20 protein-coding genes are annotated in these 19,412 nt (G+C 72.1%); 14 read left to right on the plus strand and 6 right to left on the minus strand.

Translation table 11 applies throughout. The features are described 5' to 3' along the window. The first annotated feature begins 80 nt into the window (after positions 1 to 80). The 4 genes from Q7C18_RS01425 to Q7C18_RS01440 all read left to right on the plus strand — a co-directional run bounded on the left by Q7C18_RS01425 (position 81) and on the right by Q7C18_RS01440 (position 2,439). Positions 81 to 1,109: a GNAT family N-acetyltransferase gene (locus tag Q7C18_RS01425; RefSeq protein ID WP_311023768.1), complete on the plus strand. Its 1,029-nt coding sequence runs from the start codon at positions 81 to 83 to the stop codon at positions 1,107 to 1,109. 65 nt (positions 1,110 to 1,174) lie between these two features. Then, positions 1,175 to 1,360, plus strand: a complete 186-nt coding sequence (locus Q7C18_RS01430; protein ID WP_311023770.1) for a hypothetical protein — start codon at positions 1,175 to 1,177, stop codon at positions 1,358 to 1,360. A 71-nt stretch (positions 1,361 to 1,431) separates the two neighbouring features. Then, the gene (locus Q7C18_RS01435; protein WP_311023772.1) at positions 1,432 to 2,154 is read left to right on the plus strand and encodes a TIGR03085 family metal-binding protein; all 723 of its coding nucleotides are present in this window, start codon (positions 1,432 to 1,434) and stop codon (positions 2,152 to 2,154) included. Positions 2,155 to 2,226: 72 nt separating this feature from the next. Next, positions 2,227 to 2,439, plus strand: a complete 213-nt coding sequence (locus tag Q7C18_RS01440; protein WP_311023773.1) for a hypothetical protein — start codon at positions 2,227 to 2,229, stop codon at positions 2,437 to 2,439. Between the two features lie 77 nt (positions 2,440 to 2,516). On the opposite strand, the gene Q7C18_RS01445 is transcribed toward Q7C18_RS01440, so the two are convergent. Beyond that, a complete protein-coding gene (locus Q7C18_RS01445) occupies positions 2,517 to 4,688 on the minus strand; it encodes a RecQ family ATP-dependent DNA helicase (protein ID WP_311024421.1) in 2,172 nt (723 codons plus the stop codon). Between the two features lie 215 nt (positions 4,689 to 4,903). On the opposite strand from Q7C18_RS01445, the gene Q7C18_RS01450 reads away from it, so the two are divergent. From Q7C18_RS01450 to Q7C18_RS01470, 5 genes are all read left to right on the plus strand, one after another. After that, positions 4,904 to 6,442, plus strand: a complete 1,539-nt coding sequence (locus Q7C18_RS01450) for a TIGR01777 family oxidoreductase (RefSeq protein ID WP_311023774.1) — start codon at positions 4,904 to 4,906, stop codon at positions 6,440 to 6,442. A 68-nt stretch (positions 6,443 to 6,510) separates the two neighbouring features. Beyond that, positions 6,511 to 7,305 carry an isocitrate lyase/phosphoenolpyruvate mutase family protein gene (locus tag Q7C18_RS01455; RefSeq protein WP_070161273.1) on the plus strand — a complete coding sequence of 265 codons (795 nt, stop codon included), beginning with the start codon at positions 6,511 to 6,513 and terminating at the stop codon, positions 7,303 to 7,305. Positions 7,306 to 7,485: 180 nt separating this feature from the next. After that, positions 7,486 to 8,784 carry a pitrilysin family protein gene (locus Q7C18_RS01460; protein WP_311024422.1) on the plus strand — a complete coding sequence of 433 codons (1,299 nt, stop codon included), beginning with the start codon at positions 7,486 to 7,488 and terminating at the stop codon, positions 8,782 to 8,784. Positions 8,785 to 8,867: 83 nt separating this feature from the next. Next, positions 8,868 to 9,383 (plus strand): PH domain-containing protein, encoded by a 516-nt coding sequence (locus Q7C18_RS01465; protein ID WP_311023775.1) that lies wholly within the window; start codon positions 8,868 to 8,870, stop codon positions 9,381 to 9,383. Next, positions 9,380 to 9,976 (plus strand): hypothetical protein, encoded by a 597-nt coding sequence (locus Q7C18_RS01470; RefSeq protein WP_311023776.1) that lies wholly within the window; start codon positions 9,380 to 9,382, stop codon positions 9,974 to 9,976. The genes Q7C18_RS01465 and Q7C18_RS01470 overlap by 4 nt, the downstream gene beginning before the upstream one ends. A gap of 120 nt (positions 9,977 to 10,096) precedes the next feature. On the opposite strand, the gene Q7C18_RS01475 is transcribed toward Q7C18_RS01470, so the two are convergent. Both Q7C18_RS01475 and moaA read right to left on the minus strand, forming a co-directional pair. Further along, on the minus strand, positions 10,097 to 10,435 hold the full coding sequence (locus tag Q7C18_RS01475) for a MoaD/ThiS family protein (protein ID WP_311023777.1): 339 nt from the start codon (positions 10,433 to 10,435) through the stop codon (positions 10,097 to 10,099). Between the two features lie 4 nt (positions 10,436 to 10,439). Further along, positions 10,440 to 11,522, minus strand: coding sequence for a GTP 3',8-cyclase MoaA (moaA, locus tag Q7C18_RS01480; RefSeq protein WP_396954332.1), 1,083 nt, complete (start codon positions 11,520 to 11,522; stop codon positions 10,440 to 10,442). A 281-nt stretch (positions 11,523 to 11,803) separates the two neighbouring features. Here moaA and glp point away from each other — a divergent pair, with 281 nt between their 5' ends. From glp to Q7C18_RS01505, 5 genes are all read left to right on the plus strand, one after another. Then, complete coding sequence (gene glp, locus Q7C18_RS01485; RefSeq protein WP_311023778.1) at positions 11,804 to 13,237, plus strand: gephyrin-like molybdotransferase Glp; 1,434 nt, start codon at positions 11,804 to 11,806, stop codon at positions 13,235 to 13,237. Beyond that, positions 13,234 to 13,752 (plus strand): cyclic pyranopterin monophosphate synthase MoaC, encoded by a 519-nt coding sequence (gene moaC / locus Q7C18_RS01490; RefSeq protein ID WP_311023779.1) that lies wholly within the window; start codon positions 13,234 to 13,236, stop codon positions 13,750 to 13,752. The genes glp and moaC overlap by 4 nt, the downstream gene beginning before the upstream one ends. Beyond that, entirely contained in the window at positions 13,745 to 14,305 is a 561-nt protein-coding gene (locus Q7C18_RS01495; protein ID WP_311023781.1) for a MogA/MoaB family molybdenum cofactor biosynthesis protein, read from the plus strand. The genes moaC and Q7C18_RS01495 overlap by 8 nt, the downstream gene beginning before the upstream one ends. A 49-nt stretch (positions 14,306 to 14,354) precedes the next feature. Continuing rightward, positions 14,355 to 14,786, plus strand: coding sequence for a molybdenum cofactor biosynthesis protein MoaE (locus Q7C18_RS01500; protein ID WP_311024424.1), 432 nt, complete (start codon positions 14,355 to 14,357; stop codon positions 14,784 to 14,786). 150 nt (positions 14,787 to 14,936) lie between these two features. Further along, positions 14,937 to 16,757: a gamma-glutamyltransferase gene (locus Q7C18_RS01505; RefSeq protein WP_311023782.1), complete on the plus strand. Its 1,821-nt coding sequence runs from the start codon at positions 14,937 to 14,939 to the stop codon at positions 16,755 to 16,757. Positions 16,758 to 16,787: 30 nt separating this feature from the next. Here Q7C18_RS01505 and Q7C18_RS01510 read toward each other — a convergent pair whose 3' ends face one another. From Q7C18_RS01510 to dapB, 3 genes are read right to left on the minus strand one after another with little or no spacing between them, the layout of a single operon-like run. Continuing rightward, positions 16,788 to 18,113: a hypothetical protein gene (locus tag Q7C18_RS01510; RefSeq protein WP_311023783.1), complete on the minus strand. Its 1,326-nt coding sequence runs from the start codon at positions 18,111 to 18,113 to the stop codon at positions 16,788 to 16,790. A 10-nt stretch (positions 18,114 to 18,123) separates the two neighbouring features. Next, entirely contained in the window at positions 18,124 to 18,573 is a 450-nt protein-coding gene (locus Q7C18_RS01515) for a hypothetical protein (RefSeq protein WP_311023784.1), read from the minus strand. A 6-nt stretch (positions 18,574 to 18,579) separates the two neighbouring features. Next, positions 18,580 to 19,341 (minus strand): 4-hydroxy-tetrahydrodipicolinate reductase, encoded by a 762-nt coding sequence (gene dapB / locus Q7C18_RS01520; RefSeq protein WP_311023785.1) that lies wholly within the window; start codon positions 19,339 to 19,341, stop codon positions 18,580 to 18,582. Between the last annotated feature and the right edge of the window lie 71 nt (positions 19,342 to 19,412).

Raw genomic sequence — 19,412 nt, forward strand, 5'->3', positions numbered from 1 at the left:
CCCTGACGGCAGGCAGACGGCGGGCAGGCGGCGGGCGACGGTCCTTCGGGCGGGTCCGGCATCTTCGGTAGTGTCGTGACATGGGACAACTGCTCGATGACCTCGCCGCCGCCCGGGCCGCCTGGATCGGTCCGCAGCTCACAGACTGGTACGCCGAGGAGGTGCTGATCGACCAGCTGCGCACCGCCTTGGAGCCCGATGCCGAGCGCCTGGAGAACTCTAAGTTCGGCGCGGAGGTTCGCGACCTCGTGCAGGCTGACGAGTCCGCCTCCGCGGAGGACGTCCACGTCGACGTCGAGGATCCGCTGCTCTGGGCGGATCGGCGGATCACCCACGAAGACGGCGGCTGGTCCGTGATCGGCATCAGGTTCCGTGGCCGAGACCTCACCTGCCCGTTCGTGGATGTGATCGCCTCCACTCTGAGCCCCACCTCGCAGAACGTCCTGACCATCGCCGCCGACGCGGTGGAGGATCTGGCCGCCTTCCGCCCGCTGACGGCACGGTTGACGGTGGGGGAGCTCGAAGGGCTGCGCACCGGGATCGACGAGCTGCCGGATTCGGGCCCGGTCTCAGTGGACCACCATGTGGTGGCCGGGCTCGTCCGGGACATCAACCACCGCACCCGGGTAGCCTCGCACCGGCGCATCTCTTTGGAGCCGATGGACGTGACCTTGGCAGCGGCCAGGGTCGAGGAGATCTACGCGGCCCATCCCGACAGCGGCCGGTGGGCCACCGCGGCCAGCGCAGAGGAGCTGGCCGAGGCAGCCGAAGACGGCGCCCTGTTCGAGATCTTCGCCAACAGCGAGCCCGCCGGAGTCGTCTCCGCGCCCCGCGACGACGACTTCGGACTCACCGGGCACATGGTCCAAGAGATCTGCCTGGACGAGCAGCACCGTGGCCGCGGCTACGGCCCGGCGGTGCTGCAACGCCTCTGTGAAGTCCTTCCGACGCCAGGTCCGGGCACGGTGCTGTGGGGCACGATCCACCCGGAGAATCAGCCCTCCCTGCGCAACGCCTACGCGGTCGGCCGGGTCACGGTGGGTGGGCAGCTGTGGGTCGCGCCCAAGGGTCACCCGGGAATGCCAGCGCCGCTGACCCGGCCCTGGTGAGCCGCCCGAGGCGTGGTGGATCGCCGGACGATAAGCTGATCGGCGACGGACGAAAGGAGGCGCTGATGCCGCGCACCACGCCGCTCGCCGCCGTCTGCGGGATCGCGGCGGCCCTGTTCAGCGTCGCTGCGGTCCTCGGATTTCTGGACGGCGCCGTGCTCACCGGGGCGCTGCAGACGCTGGGCGCCGCGCTGTTTGTGGCGTCGGGCGTCTTGGCCCACACCGCACATCGCTCCCGGTGCCCGGCCTAAGACAGATCTCCCGGACGTCACTGCGAAGAGTGACGCACCGATACGTACCCGCTGATCGACAGGAGCCCTGCATGCCCCGAACCTCCACCGCTGCAGCCGAACGTCAGGCCCTGGTCCGCGCCCTGCGGGAGAAGGGCCCGACCGCCGACACCCTCTGCGAGGGCTGGACCACCCACGACCTCGCCGTGCATGTGGCGGCCCGTGACGCGCGGCCCCACCTGGTGTTCGGCCAGGAGCTGCCGGTGGTCGGGGCCAAAGCCCTGGAGCAGTACCACCAGTTCGAGCAGATGAGCTTCGAGCAGCTGATGGACCGCATCGCGGACGGCGTGCCCTCCTGGCATCCGGCACGGACGCGGGCGGTGGACGACGCGGTCAACACGGTGGAGTTCTTCGTCCACACCGAGGACGTGCTGCGCGCCGACGTCCGGGTGGCCTCCGAGATCACGCCGGGTGAGACCGGGGACGGCGGCACTGCTGACGTCGAACCTGGTGAGAGCGACGCCCCCTCCGACGACGCCGGTTCAGCCGGTGCGGTCACCGCCCTGCAGCCGCGCCGTCGCCGGGTCCCTGAGGAGGTCCAGCGGCGCCTGTGGCGGCAGGCCTCCCGGACCCTGTTCCTGGCCGCCGCGCGGAAGCACCGACGGCGGATCACATTCATCAGCCCCGGTCACGGATCGGTCACCCACGGGTCCTCCAAAGACCCGATGATCTCCTTGGAAGGCGCCCCGGGCGAGCTGATCCTCTGGGCCTTCGGCCGGGAGGATGCCGCCGACGTCGTGCTGCGTCGGCACTGAACCTGCTGGCCCGGCACGGCGATGCCCGGAGAGACGCGAACCGCAGCCCTGACACGTGGGAGAGGTGACGAGTTGTCCCGTCCTGACGCCAAGAGCCCAGCGACACGGACATTCTGGGCGACCTGGCAGGCAGTCGTGGCAGTCCCCGGAGTTCTGCTGATCGGGTGGAAGTTCGTCGCGCGCGAGGAGTCCCAGCCCACGGGAGGTCAGGCTCTCGGCGTCTGGTCGGCGATCTTCATCGTCGCCACGGTCGCCGGTCTCCTGCGGGCCCGGCGCACCCGGTGAGTCACCGCCAGGCGCACGGCGCTGACAGCCCCGGGAGTGTTGGGTCCCCTCACAGGGACCGCGCCCCGGTGACCCCGTCAGCCGCGCATGCCCAGGGCGAAGGGGAGCACCAGCTCGGCCCCGGCACCGCGCAGCTCCCGGGCCGCCACGGTGAGCGTCCACCGGGAGACCACCTCATCGTCCACCAGCAGCACCGCGGCCCCCTGCATCTGGGAGGCCATGTCCTGCGGGACCCGGAACCGGCCCAGCAGTCCCGAGAGCCGGAACGCGCTGTTGGCCTCCGGGGAGCTGGAGGGTCCGCCGTCCACCAGTTCCAAGGAGCCCGCGTAGGGGAGCCGCCCCACCTGGGCCACGCCCCGGGCCAGCGAGTCCACCAGACGCGGATGCCGCCGGGACGGCACGGACACCACCACGTCTGGGCGGCGTGACCAGTCCCATTCGGAGAGCACCCTCACCACGGCGCCAGCCAGCCGGTCCGGGACCTCGGCGTCCTCACCCTGGACGGCCTCCCGGACCGTCGGTCCCCAGCCCAGATCGGACAGCCGGGCCAGCGCCCGACCCTCCTCGGCCACCTCCCCGGGGCCCAACCGACCCTTCAGCGTGATGCCCAGGGCCGCCAGCCCGGTGGGCCACTGCTTCCGCGGAGCGATCTCGACCCCCACCCGGTCCATCGAGGCCCGCGCCTGCGAGACCGTGCTCTGATCCAGAGCGGTCGGGTACCAGGGACCCGCGCACGTGTCGCAGCGCCCACACGGCACGGCCGCGGCGTCATCGAGCGTGGCGGCCAGGAACACCATCCGGCACTGACCGGCCGGCAGCCGCTCATAGTCCAACATCGCCTGCTGCTCATCCCGGCGCAGCCGCAGGATTGTGTCATAGCGCTCGGCGTCGTACCGCCAGCCCGCACCCGTGGTCACCCAGCCGCCGCGCACCCGGTGCACCGCGCCGTCGACCTCCAACACCTTCAGCAGCAGCTCCAGAGGCGACCGGCGGATCTCCACCATCGCCTCCAGCCGACCCACCGAGAGCGGCTCGTCCGGATGCTCGGCCAATGCGGCCAGCACCGCATCCGCCCGCTCCTGCGTGGGCATGGAGGCCTGCGCGAAATGCTCCCAGATCCGCACATCCTCCCGGCCGGGCAGCAGCAGCACATCCGCGTTATCCACGGCACGGCCCGCACGGCCGATCTGCTGGTAGTAGGACACCGGCGACGACGGCGCCCCCAGGTGCACCACGAAGCCCAGATCCGGCTTGTCGAAGCCCATCCCCAGAGCCGAGGTGGCGATCAGCGCCTTCACCTGGTTCTCCTTCAGCGCGGCCTCCAGCTGCTGGCGCTCATCCGGGTCCGTCTGCCCGGTGTAGGCGGCCACCTCATGGCCGTGCTCCCGCAGATCCCGTGTCAGGTCCTGAGCCTGAGAGACGGTGAGCGCATAGACGATCCCGCTGCCGGTCAGCGAGCCCAGATGCTGGGTCAGCCAGGCGATCCGCTGCTCTGAGTCCGGCAGCATCAGCACCCCCAGCCGTAGCGAATCCCGGCTCAGGCCGCCGCGCAGCACCATGACCTCCTTGCCACTGGCATCCCCGGCCGGGCTGAGCTGGGCGGCGACGTCGTCCACCACCCTGGAATTCGCCGTTGCCGTGGTGGCCAGCACCGGCACCGCCGCCGGGAGATTGCGCACGATCTCCCCGATCCTCCGATAGTCCGGGCGGAAGTCATGCCCCCAGTCGGAGATGCAGTGCGCCTCATCGATCACCAGCATCCCCAGCCGATCCAGCAGCCCGGGCAGCACCTCATCACGGAATCGAGGGTTCGCCAGCCGTTCCGGGGAGATCAGCAGCACGTCCAGCTCATCGGCGGCCAGCGCCTCCAGTACCGTGTCCCACTCGTGAGCATTGGCAGAGTTCACCGCCTGGGCCCGCACCCCAGCCCGCGTCGCCGCGGAGATCTGATCCCGCATCAGCGCGATCAGCGGGGAGACGATCAGGCTCACCCCGCGGCCCCGGCGGCGCAGCAGATGTGCGGCCAGGAAGTACACCGCAGACTTGCCCCAGCCGGTCTTCTGCACGACCAGCACCCGCCGGCGCTGCTCCACCAGAGCGGCGATGGCCTCCAGCTGGCCGGGGCGGAAGTCCGAGTCTCGGCCGGTCAGAGCGGCCAGGCGCTCGCGGGCCTCGGCGTGGAAGGCCGCGTCCACGGAGACGCTGGACGGGGCCGGACCGACGCCGTCGTCGGGGTGGACAGGGGACATGGCGGGGTCTGTGCTCTGCGTGTTGCTCACGCCGTTCACTCTGCCACAGGGGCCTGACACGCTCCCGGAGGGCCGAAACCCCGGCAACCGGGTGTGGGACTCGGCCGCCGTCGGGGCATCCCGAGGAAGGGGCGGGCAGTGGTAGATTCACCAAGACGGGGAGCCGCAGCGTCCCGCCGGTGCGCAGGCGGCACGTTCCAGTCCAGGGAGGCACGATGCCGCGCTTCGAGCAGGAGACCTACCTTCCCTTCGCCCGCGACGACGTCTTCGCCTGGTACACCCGCCCCGGCGCGCTGACCCGCCTGGTGCCGCCCTTCGCCGGCGAGGTCCTCGAAGAGCCCGTCGACGGACCCGTCGACGGGGCCATCTCCCGGCTGAGCCTCACCCTCCCCACCCTGCTGGGCACCGGCGCCGACGCCGCCGCGGGCATGCTGGGCACCGTGCTCCCCGGCAGGATCCCCCGCCGAGTGACCTGGGTGTCCCGCCACGAGGACTTCCGCCCGGGCCACGGATTCACCGACGTGATGGTCTCCGGACCGATGCGCAGCTGGCGGCACGAGCGCGAGTTCCACGACGACGGCCCCGGCACGGTCCTCCACGAGACCATCACCTACGAGATGCCCGCCGCGCCACGGCTGCCCGGACCCGTGCGACGCCGGATCCACCGGGTGTTCGAGGCCGAGCTGCGCCGCATCATCGACCACCGCGCGCACCAGAGCGTCCAAGACCTGGCCTTCCACCAGAGCACCGGCCACCTGGCCTCCCAGCAGCGCGAGCGCCGCTCCCACCTGGACTCCGACACCGAGGACGCTACTCCGGGCCCCCAGGTGGTCGCCGTCTCCGGCGCCTCCGGAATGATCGGCACCCAGGTGTGCGCGCTGCTCGGCGGAGCCGGACTGGAGGTGCGGCGTCTCGTCCGCGGGGCCGGGACCGACCCCGACGATCCCGCCGAGATCCGCTGGGACCCCGACTCCGGTCTGCTGGATGAGGAGGCCTTGGCCGACGTCGACGTCGTCATCCACCTGGCCGGCCACCCTCTGGCGGCCCGCTTCACGGAGGAGCACAAGCGCAAGGTCCGAGCCTCCCGCGTGGACGGCACCACCCTGATCGCCGATGCGTTGGCCCGCTTGGAGGCCGCCCAGCCGCGCGGTCGGACGCTGATCAGCAGCTCGGCGATCGGCTGGTACGGGGCCACCCCGGATGACAGGACCCAGCAGGCCGAGATGCTCACCGAGGACCTGCGCTGCGGCACCGACTTCCTGGCCGAGGCCTGCCGGGCCTGGGAGGAGTCCGCCCGGCGCGCGGAGAGCTCCGGGGTGCGGGTGGTCACCGTGCGCACCGGCATCGTGCAGTCGCCCTCCGGGGGAGCCCTGCAGCAGATGCTGCCGCTGTTCGCCGCCGGCCTGGGTGGCCCGCTGGGGACGTCACAGTGGCAGAGCTGGATCAGCCTGGACGACGTCGCAGCGCTCATCGTCCATCTCGCGCTGACCCCGGCGGCCCGCGGACCGGTCAACGCCGTGGCTCCGGAACCCGTCACAGCCCGCGACTACGCCCGGACCCTGGGTGCGGTGCTGCGGCGCCCCTCCGCGGTGCCTGTGCCCAGATTCGGGCCGAAGCTGCTGCTCGGCGCCCAGGGCGCCCGCGAGCTCGTCATGGCCGATCAGCGCGTCAGTGCGGACAAGGCGCTCGAGCTCGGCTACGCCTTCCGTCACCACACCCTGGCCGAAGGGCTGCGCCACGTGCTCGGACGCTGACCCACTGACCTCCCACTGACTACCCACAGACCCCAGACAGACACCAGACACACAGACAGGACCCCTCGATGACAGACCCCCGCACCGCACTCGCCGCCCGCGCTCAGACCCTGCTCGACCTCCACCACCAGGATGCTCCGGTGGTGCTGCCCACGGCCTGGGACGTCTGGTCCGCCCGGCAGATCGCCGACGCCGGCTTCTCCGCCTTGACCGTCGGCAGCCACCCGCTCGCCGACTCCCTGGGAGCGGGCGACGGGGAGCAGATGAGCCTGGCCCAGGCGCTGACGGCGATCGCCCGCATCACCGGCGCCGTGGACCTCCCCGTCTCCGCCGACCTGGAGTCCGGCTACGACACCCCGGCCGGTGAGCTGGTGGAGCGCACCCTGGAGGCCGGTGTGGTGGGCATCAACATCGAAGACACCGTGCACTCCCGCGGAGCCATGCGCTCGGCCGAAGAGCATGCCGACTACATCGCCGCCATCCGGCAGGCGGCCGACGCCGCCGGGGTGCACCTGGTCATCAACGCCCGCACCGACGTCTACAAGCACGCCGGGGACTTCGCCGACCCGCTCGCGGAGACGTTGCACCGACTCGCCCTGCTGGAGCAGGCCGGCGCCGACAGTCTCTACCCGGTGGGCCTGCCGAGCGAGGACGTGCTCACCGCGATCCTGGATGCGGTGGACACCCCGGTCAACGTCACCGCGCACCCGCAGCGCGGCGCCATTCCGGACGGGCTCGGTCTGGAACGGCTCACCGCGCTGGGCGTCTCCCGGGTCAGCTTCGGTCCGCTGCTGCAGGTCGTCCTCGGGGAACACGCCCAGCAGGTGCTCGCCGGCTGGGGCGGGCGCCCAGGGAACGACTGATTACAGGGCAGGACTGAGCCCAGGACTGCACCGGCGGCCGGCGGGTCATCCTGGTGCGGTGGGCGCGGGCGCCGTCGTCGTGAGTGCCGTTGGCACGGGCGCCTGCGTTACCCTGGCACCTTGCCAGGCAAGCCCGCCCGGCGTGCCGTGCCGACCACCCGCCAGGAGCACTCCCACCCCATGCGCGTGACCATCGAACCCCGGACCGAAGGCATCCTGAACTCCGACGCCGGCTCCACCGTCCGGCGCACCGTGCTGCCCTCCGGCGTGCGAGTCCTCACCGAGGAGATGCCCGGGCAGCGGTCGGTGACCATCGGCTTCTGGATCGCCGTGGGCTCCCGGGACGAGGCCGGGCATCAGCACGGCTCCACCCACTTCCTGGAGCACCTGCTGTTCAAGGGCACCCCCAGCCGCTCCGCCCTGGACATCGCCGCCGCCTTCGACGCGGTCGGCGGCGAGTCCAACGCGATGACGGGCAAGGAGTCCACCTGCTACTACGCGCGGATCCTGGACGCGGACCTGCCCATGGCGGTGGAGGTGCTGACCGACATGGTCACCTCCGCCTCCCTGGACCCCCAGGAGATGGAGACCGAGCGCGGGGTGATCCTCGAGGAGCTGGCCATGGCGGAGGACGACCCCGACGACGTCGTCCACGAACGGTTCGCCGCCCAGGTCATGGACGGCCACGAGCTGGGCCGCCCCATCGGCGGCACGCCCGAGGACATCCGGGCCGCCACCCGGGAGGACGTCCACGCGCACTTCACCCGCTGGTACCGGCCCGACGAGCTGGTCATCACCGCCGCCGGCGGACTCGACCATGACGAGCTCTGCCGCATGGTCGACGCCGCCCTGGACGCCTCCGCCTGGGACACCAGCATCCGTCGGGACCCGGCGCCGCGCCGAGTGGGGCAGGACGTGGAGATCCCGGTCCGCGCCGGGGTCGAGGACCACGTCAAGCCGGTGGAGCAGGCGCAGGTGATCCTCGGCGGGCGGGGCCTCTCCGCCTCCGACGACGACCGCTTCGCCCTCTCCGTAATGCACGCGATCCTCGGCGGCGGCATGTCGTCCCGGCTGTTCCAGGAGATCCGCGAACGCCGCGGCCTGGCCTACTCCACCTACTCCTTCTCCGCGGCCTACACCGACGCCGGCTGCTACGGGCTCTACGCAGGCTGCCTGCCGGAGAAGGTGGACAGTGTCATCGACGTCATGGCCGCCGAGCTCGAGCGCATCGCCACCGAACCGGTCACCGAGGAGGAGCTGAACCGCGCCAAGGGACAGCTGCGCGGCGGCACAGTGCTCGGCATGGAGGAGACCTCCTCCCGGATGTCCCGGCTGGGCCGGGCCGAACTGGTCCGTGGCGAGTTCGTGGACGTCTCCCACACGTTGGCCCAGTTGGAGGCCGTCAGCGCCGAAGATGTGCGTCAGGTGGCGGCTCGGCTGGCAGACTCGCCGCGGGCCACCACCGTGGTGCGGCCCTGAGGTGACCGCTGAGGCGGTGACGTGCCGCGGGTCCGCTCCTACACTGGAGAGTCCCCGCAGCCGAGCACCGGAGAGGAGCGCAGATGACGGCGGACCGCCGCGGCGAGGAGACCCTCATCAGTGACGTCGGACTCTCCGGGCGGCAGCAGCTGATCGCCGGTCTGGCTGCCGTCGCAGTGGCGTTGCCGGCCCTGGCCTGGGGGTGGTCCACGGGCAGTGCGCTGCCCATTCTGGCCGGGATTCTGCTGGGCTGCCTGATCTTCGCCTGGTCCACGGTGCTGCGCGTGCGGCTGAGTGTGACGTCTTCGGGCCTGCGCCTGCGTGCCGGCGTCTGGTTCTCGGAGACCATCGGCTGGGACGCCGTCCGGCAGATCCGCACCGGCGGCCGCACGCGACTCACCGCGCCGCTGGGCCGGAGACGCAACGCCGGCGAGGATCAGTATGTGGTCGGTGGCCCCACCCTGCGCGTGGTCACCGATGACGGTGCCGCGGTGATCAGCGTGGAGGACCCGCGCGCCGCGATGCATGCGCTCAGCGCCCACTGGCCCGGAGAGCACACCTTGCGCACCGTTTCCCCCGAGCCGAGGAGAGCCCCATGAACCTCAAGCACAGCCTGACCCCCGATGAGACCGCCCCTCGCGCTCGGGCGGCCGAGGGTCGCGCGCGCCGTGGCCCTCCTGCGGCGGTGTGGGTATTGCCCGCCCTGGCCGCCCTGCTGCTGACCGGATGCGGCGGGGCAGGGGAGGACACTGATGATGACGCGCCGGAGGAGCCCGACTCCGACATCGCCCAGACGGATCTCGACGAGCCGACCGACGACGGCCAGGCCTCGGGCGACGACGGTGATGCTGACGACGGCGAGACCACCCTGCCGGAGCCCGAGGCGCGGCAGGTGGACGAGGCCCCCGAGCTGGTCGGCGAGGTGCAGGCCACCTGGGAGGACTACGAGGAGATCTCCGAGACCGAGCTGGAGGTCATGTTCTACTCCGGCAATCTGAGCTGCTACGGGGTCCGCTCCGTGGTGGAGGAGGATGCCGAGGAGGTCCGCATCGCCACGGTCTCCGGCCGACTGCCCGAGGCGGAGGACCAGCCCTGCACGCAGGAGGCCGTCTACGTCTCCGTGGTGGTGGAGCTGGAGGAGCCGCTCGGCGACCGGAATGTGGTCGAGCTGCAGGACGTCGAGCTCCACTGATCGGGCTCGTGGGGCATCCAGGGGTCAGAATCCCGTACGCCGCGAAGCCCTGAGACGTGTCAGGCACTCGGAGATGTGCGGGGAACTGACTCCTGGACGGGCACAGGCCTCGAGAGCGACTCAGCCGCCGGCGAACGGCGGCAGCACGTCGAGCTGATCGCCGGGGGCGAGCTCCCGATCGTTCGACGGTGCTCGGACTCCGTTGACCAGGAAGGAACAGCGCCGCAGCACGCGCCCGAGCTGCTCGCCATCACCTGAGGACGCGCTGGCGGGCAGCCGATCGAGCACCGTCCCCAGCGCAGCGGGGTGCTCCAGGGGCAGATGAAGCGTCTCGGCGCCGGCGGCCTCGGCGGCCGCGGCGAAGAGGCGCACCGTCAGCGTCGAGGCGGTGCGTTCTCCGGCGGTGCTCTCTTCGGAGCCGTCCACACGGGCGCGGCTCACCGGTGGGGTGCTGGTCATCGGGTCATCCTCCGATCGCGGACATCGAACGGTCCGGGCGGGTGAAGCTGTCCAGGTCGAAGCCGGGGCGGTCGGTGCCGTGCGCGGCTGGCTTGAGCCACATGGCCTCCGCCCAGCGCCGGGCGACGTCCTCATCACCGGCCTCGGGGTCGCGCAGCAGAGGGGCGAGGTCGAACTCCTCCCGGGAGAACAGGCAACTCATCACCTTGCCCTCGGCGGTGATGCGGGTGCGTCGGCAGTCGGCGCAGAACGGCTCGGTCACCGAGGCGATCACCCCCACTCGCCCGAGGACGGTCCCGTCGAGGTCGAGCACGTCGAAGCGTTCCGCCGGAGCGCCGTTCCGGGGCAGGGCGTCGGCTCGCAGCTGGAACCTCTCGGAGAGCAGCGCGCGGGTCTCGGCGGCAGAGACGGTGCCCTCCCTACGCCAGTTCTGGTCGCCGTCGAGCGGCATCTGCTCGATGAAGCGCATCTCGAAGCCCTGCTCGAGGGCCCAGGCCAGCAGGTCAGGGGCTTCGTGGTCGTTGATCCCGCGCATCAGCACCGCATTGATCTTCAACGGGGTCAGCCCGGCCGCCGCGGCCCCCTCGACGCCGACCAGGACCTTGTCCAGCGAGTCCCGCCGAGTCAGCTGGGCGAAGGTCTCGGGATGCAGGGAGTCCAGGGAGACGTTGACCCGGTCCAGTCCGGCCCGGGCCAGCTCCTCGGCCTTGCGCTCCAGGCCGATCGCGTTGGTGGTCATGGCGATGGGCAGCTGCGGGTGGTCGGCACGGATCCCGGCGATGATGTCGACCAGATCGGCCCGAACCAGGGGCTCCCCGCCGGTGAGCCGCAGCTCCCGCACTCCGAGGGTGTCCACCCCGATGCGCACCAGGCGACGGATCTCCTCGGCGGTGAGGAGCTGATCGCGGGAGAGCCAGGGGAGTCCCTCGGCGGGCATGCAATAGGTGCAGCGCAGATTGCACTTGTCGATCAGCGAGATCCGCAGATCGGTGGCGCGCCGTCCGAAGCTGTCCATGAGGCCGCGCGCAGGGTCGGCGGCCTCCGCGCCGGGCAGCGGCTCGCCGCGCCGAGACGGCAGACTCGGCATCCCCAGAGACACCGGCGCCGGAGCGGCCAGGGCAGGCACGGATCCGCCGTCGTCGGGCATCACGGTGGGGCCCAGCGCATCGGCGGCGTCGGGGGCGTCGGCGGCCAGTTCCTCCATGCCCTCCATGCTACGGGTCACAGTGTGTCGTACGCATTGCGGGATCCGCCCCGAGACAGGCCGGGGAGCGGAGGCTGACGGCGAAACGTCCGCGCCATCGCGGGGAGACGTCCCCGCCATCGCGGGGGACACCCGTGTCATCGCGGGGCACTAGACTCGCAGGCATGGCGCCCGCCCCCGCATCCTCCTCACCGTCACCCTCCTCACCCAGGCCCTCGTCACGGCCCACCACTGGGTCGGCGACCACCCGTGAGCGCGCCTCCGTCAGCGAGCATGTGGGCCGGCTGCGCACCGTGCTGTCCGCCGCCCTGCAGGACCCGGCGCGACACGGCGGGGAGTCCCTCCGCGTCACCGAACCCGGTCTGGTGGGCCGAGTCGCGGCTGCCGATGTCATCGCCGAGGCCCCGCTGCCGGGCTTCGACAACTCGCAGATGGACGGCTTCGCCGTGCGCTCCGCGGACCTCACCCCGGGCGAGGAACGGTCGCTGCCCCTGGCCGGCGTCGTCCCAGCCGGATCCGCCGCGCCGTCGCTGCCCGAGGGCGCGACGGCGGCGGTGATGACCGGCGCGCCGCTCCCGGAGGGCGCCGACGTCGTCATCCCCGTGGAGCTCACCACCGCCGGCAACTTCCAGGATCTGCTGCCGCAGTCAGACCCCGGAGCCTCCGGTCCGCCCAGCGGCTGGACTGCGAGGTCGGTGACGTTCACCGAGCTGACCGCCGAGGATCTCAGCCCGGGACGCTTCATCCGTCCCGCCGGATCGGACGTCGAAGCCGGCGAGACGGTGCTGCGCGCCGGTGAGGTCCTCACACCGGCCCGGCTCGGGTTGCTGGCCGCCCTGGGGCGGGCGACGGTGTCCGTCCGGCCCCGTACGCGCGCCCTCGTGCTCTCCACCGGGGACGAGGTCCGCCGACCGGGCAGCACGCTGCGACCGGGCCAGCTGCATGATGCCAACACCCCGCTGCTGATGGCCGGATTGGAGAGCCTGGGAGTGGAGGCCCATGCGGCCTCGGCGGCCTCCGACGACGTCGCCACGTTCACCGATGTGGTCGAGGAGCTGATCAGTCAGTACGACCCCCAGCTGCTGGTCACCGCCGGCGGCATCAGCGCCGGCGCCTTCGAGGTGGTCCGCCAGTCCCTGGCTGACCGTGGCATCGAGTTCGGCTCCATCCGCCAGCAGCCCGGCGGCCCCCAAGGATGGGGGCTGATCCCCGCCGACGGGCGGCGACCCGCCGTCGCCGTGGTCTGCCTGCCTGGCAACCCGGTCAGCTGCGCGGTCAGCCTCGAGACCCTGCTCCGGCCGGCGCTCGCCAGCCTCGACGTTTCGTGTCCGCCGCCGCACAGGATCGCCGTCACCCTGGCGGAGGCGGTGGAGTCCCGTCCCGGGGTGACCCAGTACCGCCGCGCCGAGTTCTGCCCCGCCTCCACCGACGACGCCGCCCAGCCGCCGACGGTGCGCCTGGTGGGCGGGCCGAGCTCGCATCTGCTGGGGCATCTGGCACGCGCCGACGTGCTGGTGGAGCTCACCGAAGACGACACCCACGTGCCGGCAGGAGCTGAACGCCACGCCCTGCTGCTCACCGGAAGGAGACTGCCATGAGCCAGCCTGAGAGCTCGTCCGCCGAGCCGTCCAGCACCGGACTGACCCATGTCCGCGAGGACGGCAGCGCCCACATGGTGGACGTCTCGGACAAGGACGTCACCGCCCGCACGGCGCGGGCCCAGGCGATCCTGCGCACCCGCGCAGAGGTGACCGCCCAGCTCGCCGACGGGGCGCTGCCCAAGGGGGATGCCTTGGCCACCGCCCGCATCGCCGGGATCATGGGAGCCAAGCGCACCCACGAGCTGGTGCCGCTGTGCCATCCGCTGCCGCTGAGCAAGGTCACCGTGGACCTCGACGTCGATCAGCCCGAACCCGGAGCCGTGCTGATCACCGCCGAGGTGCGTACCACCTCACGCACCGGGGTGGAGATGGAGGCGCTCACCGCCGTGTCTGTGGCAGGGCTGACCCTCTACGACATGATCAAGGCGGTGGACCGCGCCGCTGTGATCACCGACCAGCAGGTGATTCACAAATCGGGTGGACGACATGGAGAATGGACCAGACATGACTGACCATGAGCACCTCTCAGCGGCCACTCCCGCCGAGGACGACCGCAGCCGCGAACGGATCATCGCCCCTGTGATCGTCTCCACCCGCGCCGCCCAGGGAGTGCGGGAGGACCACAGCGCGCCGATCATCGCCGAGTTCGCCGACTCCATCGGCTTCGGCTGTCGGCCGCCGGTGATCATCCCCGACGGCGAGGGGGTGCTCGCCGCGCTCTCCGAGCTGCTCGTCCAGGTGGCTCCAGCGGTGATCATCACCTCCGGGGGGACCGGGCTGACCCCTGACGATCTCACCCCCGAATACACGTTGCCGCTCCTGGACAAGGAGATCCCCGGGATCATGGAGGCGGTGCGCGCCCATGGGCGGGCGCACAATCCGCTGGCGTCGCTGAGCAGGGGAGTGGCGGGCGTCGCGGAGGGCACCGTGGTGGTCAATCTGCCCGGCTCGCCCAAGGCCGTCCGAGAGGGCATGCAGGTGCTGGTGGACATCCTCCCGCATCTGTGCGATCAGGTGGCCGACCTGCGCCAGCATGACGAATGGGGAACTGACGGTGACCGCTGAGCCGCACGCCCCGCTGAGCCGCGAGGGCGCCCCGCACGACGCCGAGGCGCTGCCCGCCGAGGAGCGGGTGGTCCGCGCCGCCCTGAGCGCGGAGCCGCTGGACCCGCGTCAGGCTCACGACGAGGTCTGGGCCGCCACGGCGGGGGCGGTGGTGGACTTCTCCGGCATCGTGCGTGACCACGACGGCGGCCGCTCGGTGGACCGGCTGTCCTACACCGCCCACCCCAGCGCGGACGAGGTGCTGACCCGGGTTGCCCGGGACGTGGCCGCCGCGCATCCGAGCGTGCGGATCTGGGCCGCCCACCGGATCGGCGACCTGCGGATCGGCGACCACGCCCTCGTGGCCGCCGTCGCCTCTGCCCACCGTGCGGAGGCCTTCGCAGCCTGCGCGGAGCTGGTTGAGCAGATCAAAGCGGAGGTGCCGATCTGGAAGGAACAGTTCTTCGCCGACGGTGAGAAGGAATGGGTGGGGATCGCCTGAACCTCCGGGTGTGACGAGGTCCGGGTGTGACGAGCGGCCGCGGTCGCGCCCGATCCGATACTGTTGCGGTGGACAACCAAGGTCGTCCCGCCCGGGTTCCGCGCAGGAGCCGACAGGGCGGCCCCTGACGCCGAAAGGACCTGCTCGCCGATGAGCACCACGTTCACCCACGCCACGGCCGACACCACCCGCCCCACTCTGGAGGGGCGCTTCGGCATGTCGGCCTCCACCCATTGGCTCGCCACCGCCGCCGCTCAGGCCGTGCTGGAGCGCGGTGGCAACGCCTTCGACGCCGCCACGGCGGGCGCCTTCGTGCTGCACGTCGTCGAGCCGCACCTCAATGGTCCGGGCGGGGACATGACCGGAGTCTTCGCCACGGCGGAGGAGCCGTCATCTCCGAGGATCCTCATGGGCCAGGGGCCGGCCCCTGCGGCGGCCACCATCGAGCACTACCGCGGGCTCGGTCTGGAGACCGTCCCGGGTGCCGGAGCCCTGGCCGCGGCCGTGCCCGGAGCCGTGGATGCGTGGCTGGTGCTGCTCCGCGACCACGGCACCTGGGAGCTGTCCGAGGTCCTGGAGTTCGCGATCGACCTGGCCGAGCATGGCGCGCCGGTGCTGGACCGCATCGCCGCGACCATCCGCAGCGTGGCCGGCCTGTTCACCCAGCACTGGCCGACGTCGGCCGCCCTGTGGATGCCCGACGGAATCGTGCCCGCCGCCGGGAGCCTGATGCGCAACCCGGAGTACGCCGGGGTGCTGCGGGGGCTGATCGCCGCCGGCGCCGACACCGGCGACCGCGCCGCCCAGATCGACGCCGCCCGCGCCGAATGGAAGACCGGACGGGTGGCGCAGAAGGCCGCGGCGTTCGCTGCGTCGCCGCACCGGCATTCCGACAGGGGAGAGCACGCCGGGGTGATCACGGCCGAGGACTTCGCCGCCTTCGACGCCGGCTACGAGGCACCGGCCACCGTGGAGTTCCGCGGCCACACGATCGCCAAGACCCCGGCGTGGGGGCAGGGGCCGGTGCTCCTGCAGGCGCTGAAGATCCTCGAGGCCTACGACGACACAGAGCTGGACCCCGGCACCGAGCGTGGAGCTCACCTCGTCCTGGAGGCACTCAAGCTCGCCCTGGCCGACCGGGACGCCCACTACGGACACGACGACGTGGACCTGGACCACCTGCTCTCGGCCGAGCATGCGGCCGCCCGGCGGGCGCTGATCGGCGAGACCGCCGCCGTCGACTTCCGTCCCGGAGACCTGCCCGGACGTGAGACCGTCCTGCCGCCCCTGCGCGAGGCCGGCGACTCCGAAGGGCCGGCCGGCGTCGGCGAGCCCACCGTCAGCCGGGCGGGAGAACAGACGGTCGGCGCCGATGGGGCGAGCCGCGGCGACACCTGCCACATCGATGTGGTGGACCGCTGGGGCAACATGATCTCGGCGACCCCCTCCGGCGGCTGGCTGCAGTCCTCCCCGGCGATCCCCGGGCTGGGATTCTGCCTGGGCACCCGGCTGCAGATGACGTGGTTGGACGAGCGTTCGCCGTCTCGCCTCGAGCCGGGGCGGCGCCCCCGCACCACGCTGTCGCCGACGTTGGTCCTCACCGACGGACAGCCGGTCATGGCCATGGGCACACCCGGAGGGGACCAGCAGGACCAGTGGCAGCTGCCCTTGCTGCTGCGGCTGCTCATCGGCGGGCACACGCCTCAGCAGGCCATCGACGCGCCCAGCCTGCACACCACCTCCGCACCGGGGTCCTTCTGGCCGCGCACCTGGGAGCCGGGAGGCGCCGTCGTGGAAGACCGGCTCGGCGAGGAGGTCATCCGCGGACTGGAGCGACGCGGCCACCGGGTGACTCGCGCCGGCGAGTGGTCGCTGGGGAGGCTTTCCGTGGTCACCCGGGATCCGCAGACAGGCCGACTGGCGGCCGCGGCGAACCCGCGCGGCGCGCAGGGCTACGCGGCGGGTCGCTGACGGGTCTGGTGAGCGGAACGGACCAGCGCCTCAGCCCAGCATCAGCAGCGGCCAGGCGGTGAGTCGGGCGGTGGTCCAGAGCAGCACGATGCCTGCGCAGGCCGCGGCGAGCACCACCCAGGTGCGGACCCGGGCCGGCGTGGGCGGCAGCACGGGGACGGGGCGCGGCAGCCCCGCCTCGATCAGCACCGCACCGGTGGCGGCCCGATCGAGGTAGGTGACATGCTCCGCCCACCAGGGACGGTGGGGGTGCTTGGGGACATAGCGCACGCACACCACGGGTAGTTCGAGAGCGCCGGCTCCGGGGGAGGCGGACTCGTCCTGCTCCCTGGCGGCCTCCAGCCGGGCGGGGAACACCGTGCCCCAGGAGACGGGGTCCAGCAGGGACTTCACGTGCCAGATCCGACTCTGCGGGACCTGCCCGACGTCGTCCGGTCGCCGGCGCACCCAACGCACCACACTCGCTGTGATCAGCAGGTACAGCAGCGCGACGACGAGCGCCACCACGTCCCCGCTGCGAGAGATCACCAGGTGGACCAGCGCCGGCCAGGCCAGGACCGCGGGCCACACCAGCAGGGTCGGCCAGCCGGAGGCGGCGACGATGCGGACGGTGTTGAGCTGGTGCTCCCCGGAGCCGAGCCAGACGCACCCGGCCGCCGTCGTCTGCAGTGCCACTCGCCTGCTGAGCTCCGCGCCTTGGGAATGTCCGACCAGGACCACACGATCGGCGCGGGCCGAGGCTTCCTCCACGATGCGCCGCAGTCGGGGCAGCACAGTCTCGTCCAGGGCCGCCGACCGGTACAGCCAGGCGTCGCCGATGACCTCGACCATCAGCGGGCGGAGACGACGCCGCCACGCCGGGATGAGCCCGGCCAGGGGCAGCAGCACCAGCAGGACCAGCGCCGCCGGCGGAACTGCGGCCAGCATGGCCGCTGAGGTCACCAGGGCGCCCACCCGGCGGCCCGCGGTGCGTAGCGGTCCCGCCACCGTCTGGGGCCGGGCCCCGTCGCCCGCCTCCCTCCAACGGTCGCCGCACCAGCCGCCGACGCCGCTGATCAGGGCGAAGGGTGCGACCTCCAGCAGCCACATCAGCACCGCCCAGAAATGTGGGGCTCGCGTCCCAGAGTCCCACCAGCCGTCGTGGAACTCGGCGATGAATGGCTCGCGTCCGGGAAGCTCCACGCGTGCCCGGTGGCTCAGCTCTGCTGGAGCGGCGGCGTCCACGGGCAGGTCGGTGAGGGTCCCACCGGCGGCCTCGGCGCCGCGGCGCGCAGAGTCGTGGGTCTGGGCGGCCAGATGACCGGACTCGTGGACCCCGATGCCGTGGACGCAGACGTAGGCGGTGGTGCTGGTCACCGGGCGAGCCTCAGCTGCGGGACTCGGACCGTTGCATCCGGATGGCCCGTCGCATCATCTTTCGTGCCCGGCTGCGATCTGAGGCGACGTCATAGGCCACCGAGAGTCGGAACCAGCTGCGCCAGTCCTCGGGGTTCGCCTCAGCCTCGGCGGCATAGCGGCCGAACTGCTCGTCGGCCTGCTGGCGGTTCGGCCGGCCGCCGGGGGAGCGCTCCACCGTGTCCTCCGGCAGGCCGCCCTCCGCGTCGAGGATGCGCCCCAGCCGCTCGGAGCCGAGGCCGAAGAGCAGCTCACGGACCAGCACCCAGGCGCCCAGGGCGATGACCAGCACCGCGCCGACGCCGATGAGCTGCGCGGCGGTCTCCTCCGCGGTGAGCAGCCGCCAGGCGTTGTACCCGGCCGCGCCGAGGAAGATGATCAGCAGCAGGATGACCAGCGAGGTCCAGATCTTCGCCTTCACCGCGACCTACAGCCCCAGGTCCAGGTAGCCGTCCAGGCCGTGGGTGAGCCCGGGTCGGGAGGCGACGGTGCGCAGCCCCAGCAGCACGCCCGGCATGAAGGACGCCCGGTCGAAGGAGTCGTGGCGGAAGGTCAGCTGTTCCCCGGCGGAGCCGAGCAGCACCTCCTGGTGGGCCACCAGCCCGCGCAGCCGCACCGCATGGACGTGGATGTCCTCCACCACGGCGCCGCGGGCGCCGTCGGGGTCCTTGACCGTGGCATCGGGGGAAGGTGCGACGCCGGCGTCGCGGCGGGCCCGCCCCATCAGCTCCGCGGTGCGCACCGCCGTGCCGGAGGGGGCGTCGACCTTGTCCGGGTGGTGCAGCTCGATGATCTCCGCCGACTCGAAGTACCGGGCCGCCTTGGCGGCGAATGCGGTGGCCAGCACCGAGCCCAGGGCGAAGTTCGGGGCGATGAGCACCCCGGTCTCCGGGCGCTGGGCGAGCAGCTCCTCCAGGCGGGACAGGCGCGGGGCGTCCCAGCCGGTGGCGCCCACCACGGCGTGGATGCCGTGCTCGACGGCGAAGCGGACGTTGTCCTCGGTGGCGTCGGGGACGCTGAGGTCCACGACATGGGTCGCACCGGCCTCGCGGATCTCCTCCAGTGCGTCGCCCCGGCCCAGCTGGGCGACCAGCTCCATGTCATCGGCTCCGTCGACCGCCTTCACCGCTTCGGTGCCCATGCGCCCTCGGGCACCGAGCACCGCCACACGCATCTCAGTTCGGCTCATGGACACCAGCGTATCGTCCACCAGCGACGTCGACGGCATGCGATGACGAGCCGTCCGGCGGCGGGTCTCAG

Source organism: Nesterenkonia sp. CL21 (assembly GCF_031705515.1).
GTDB lineage: Bacteria > Actinomycetota > Actinomycetes > Actinomycetales > Micrococcaceae > Nesterenkonia > Nesterenkonia aethiopica.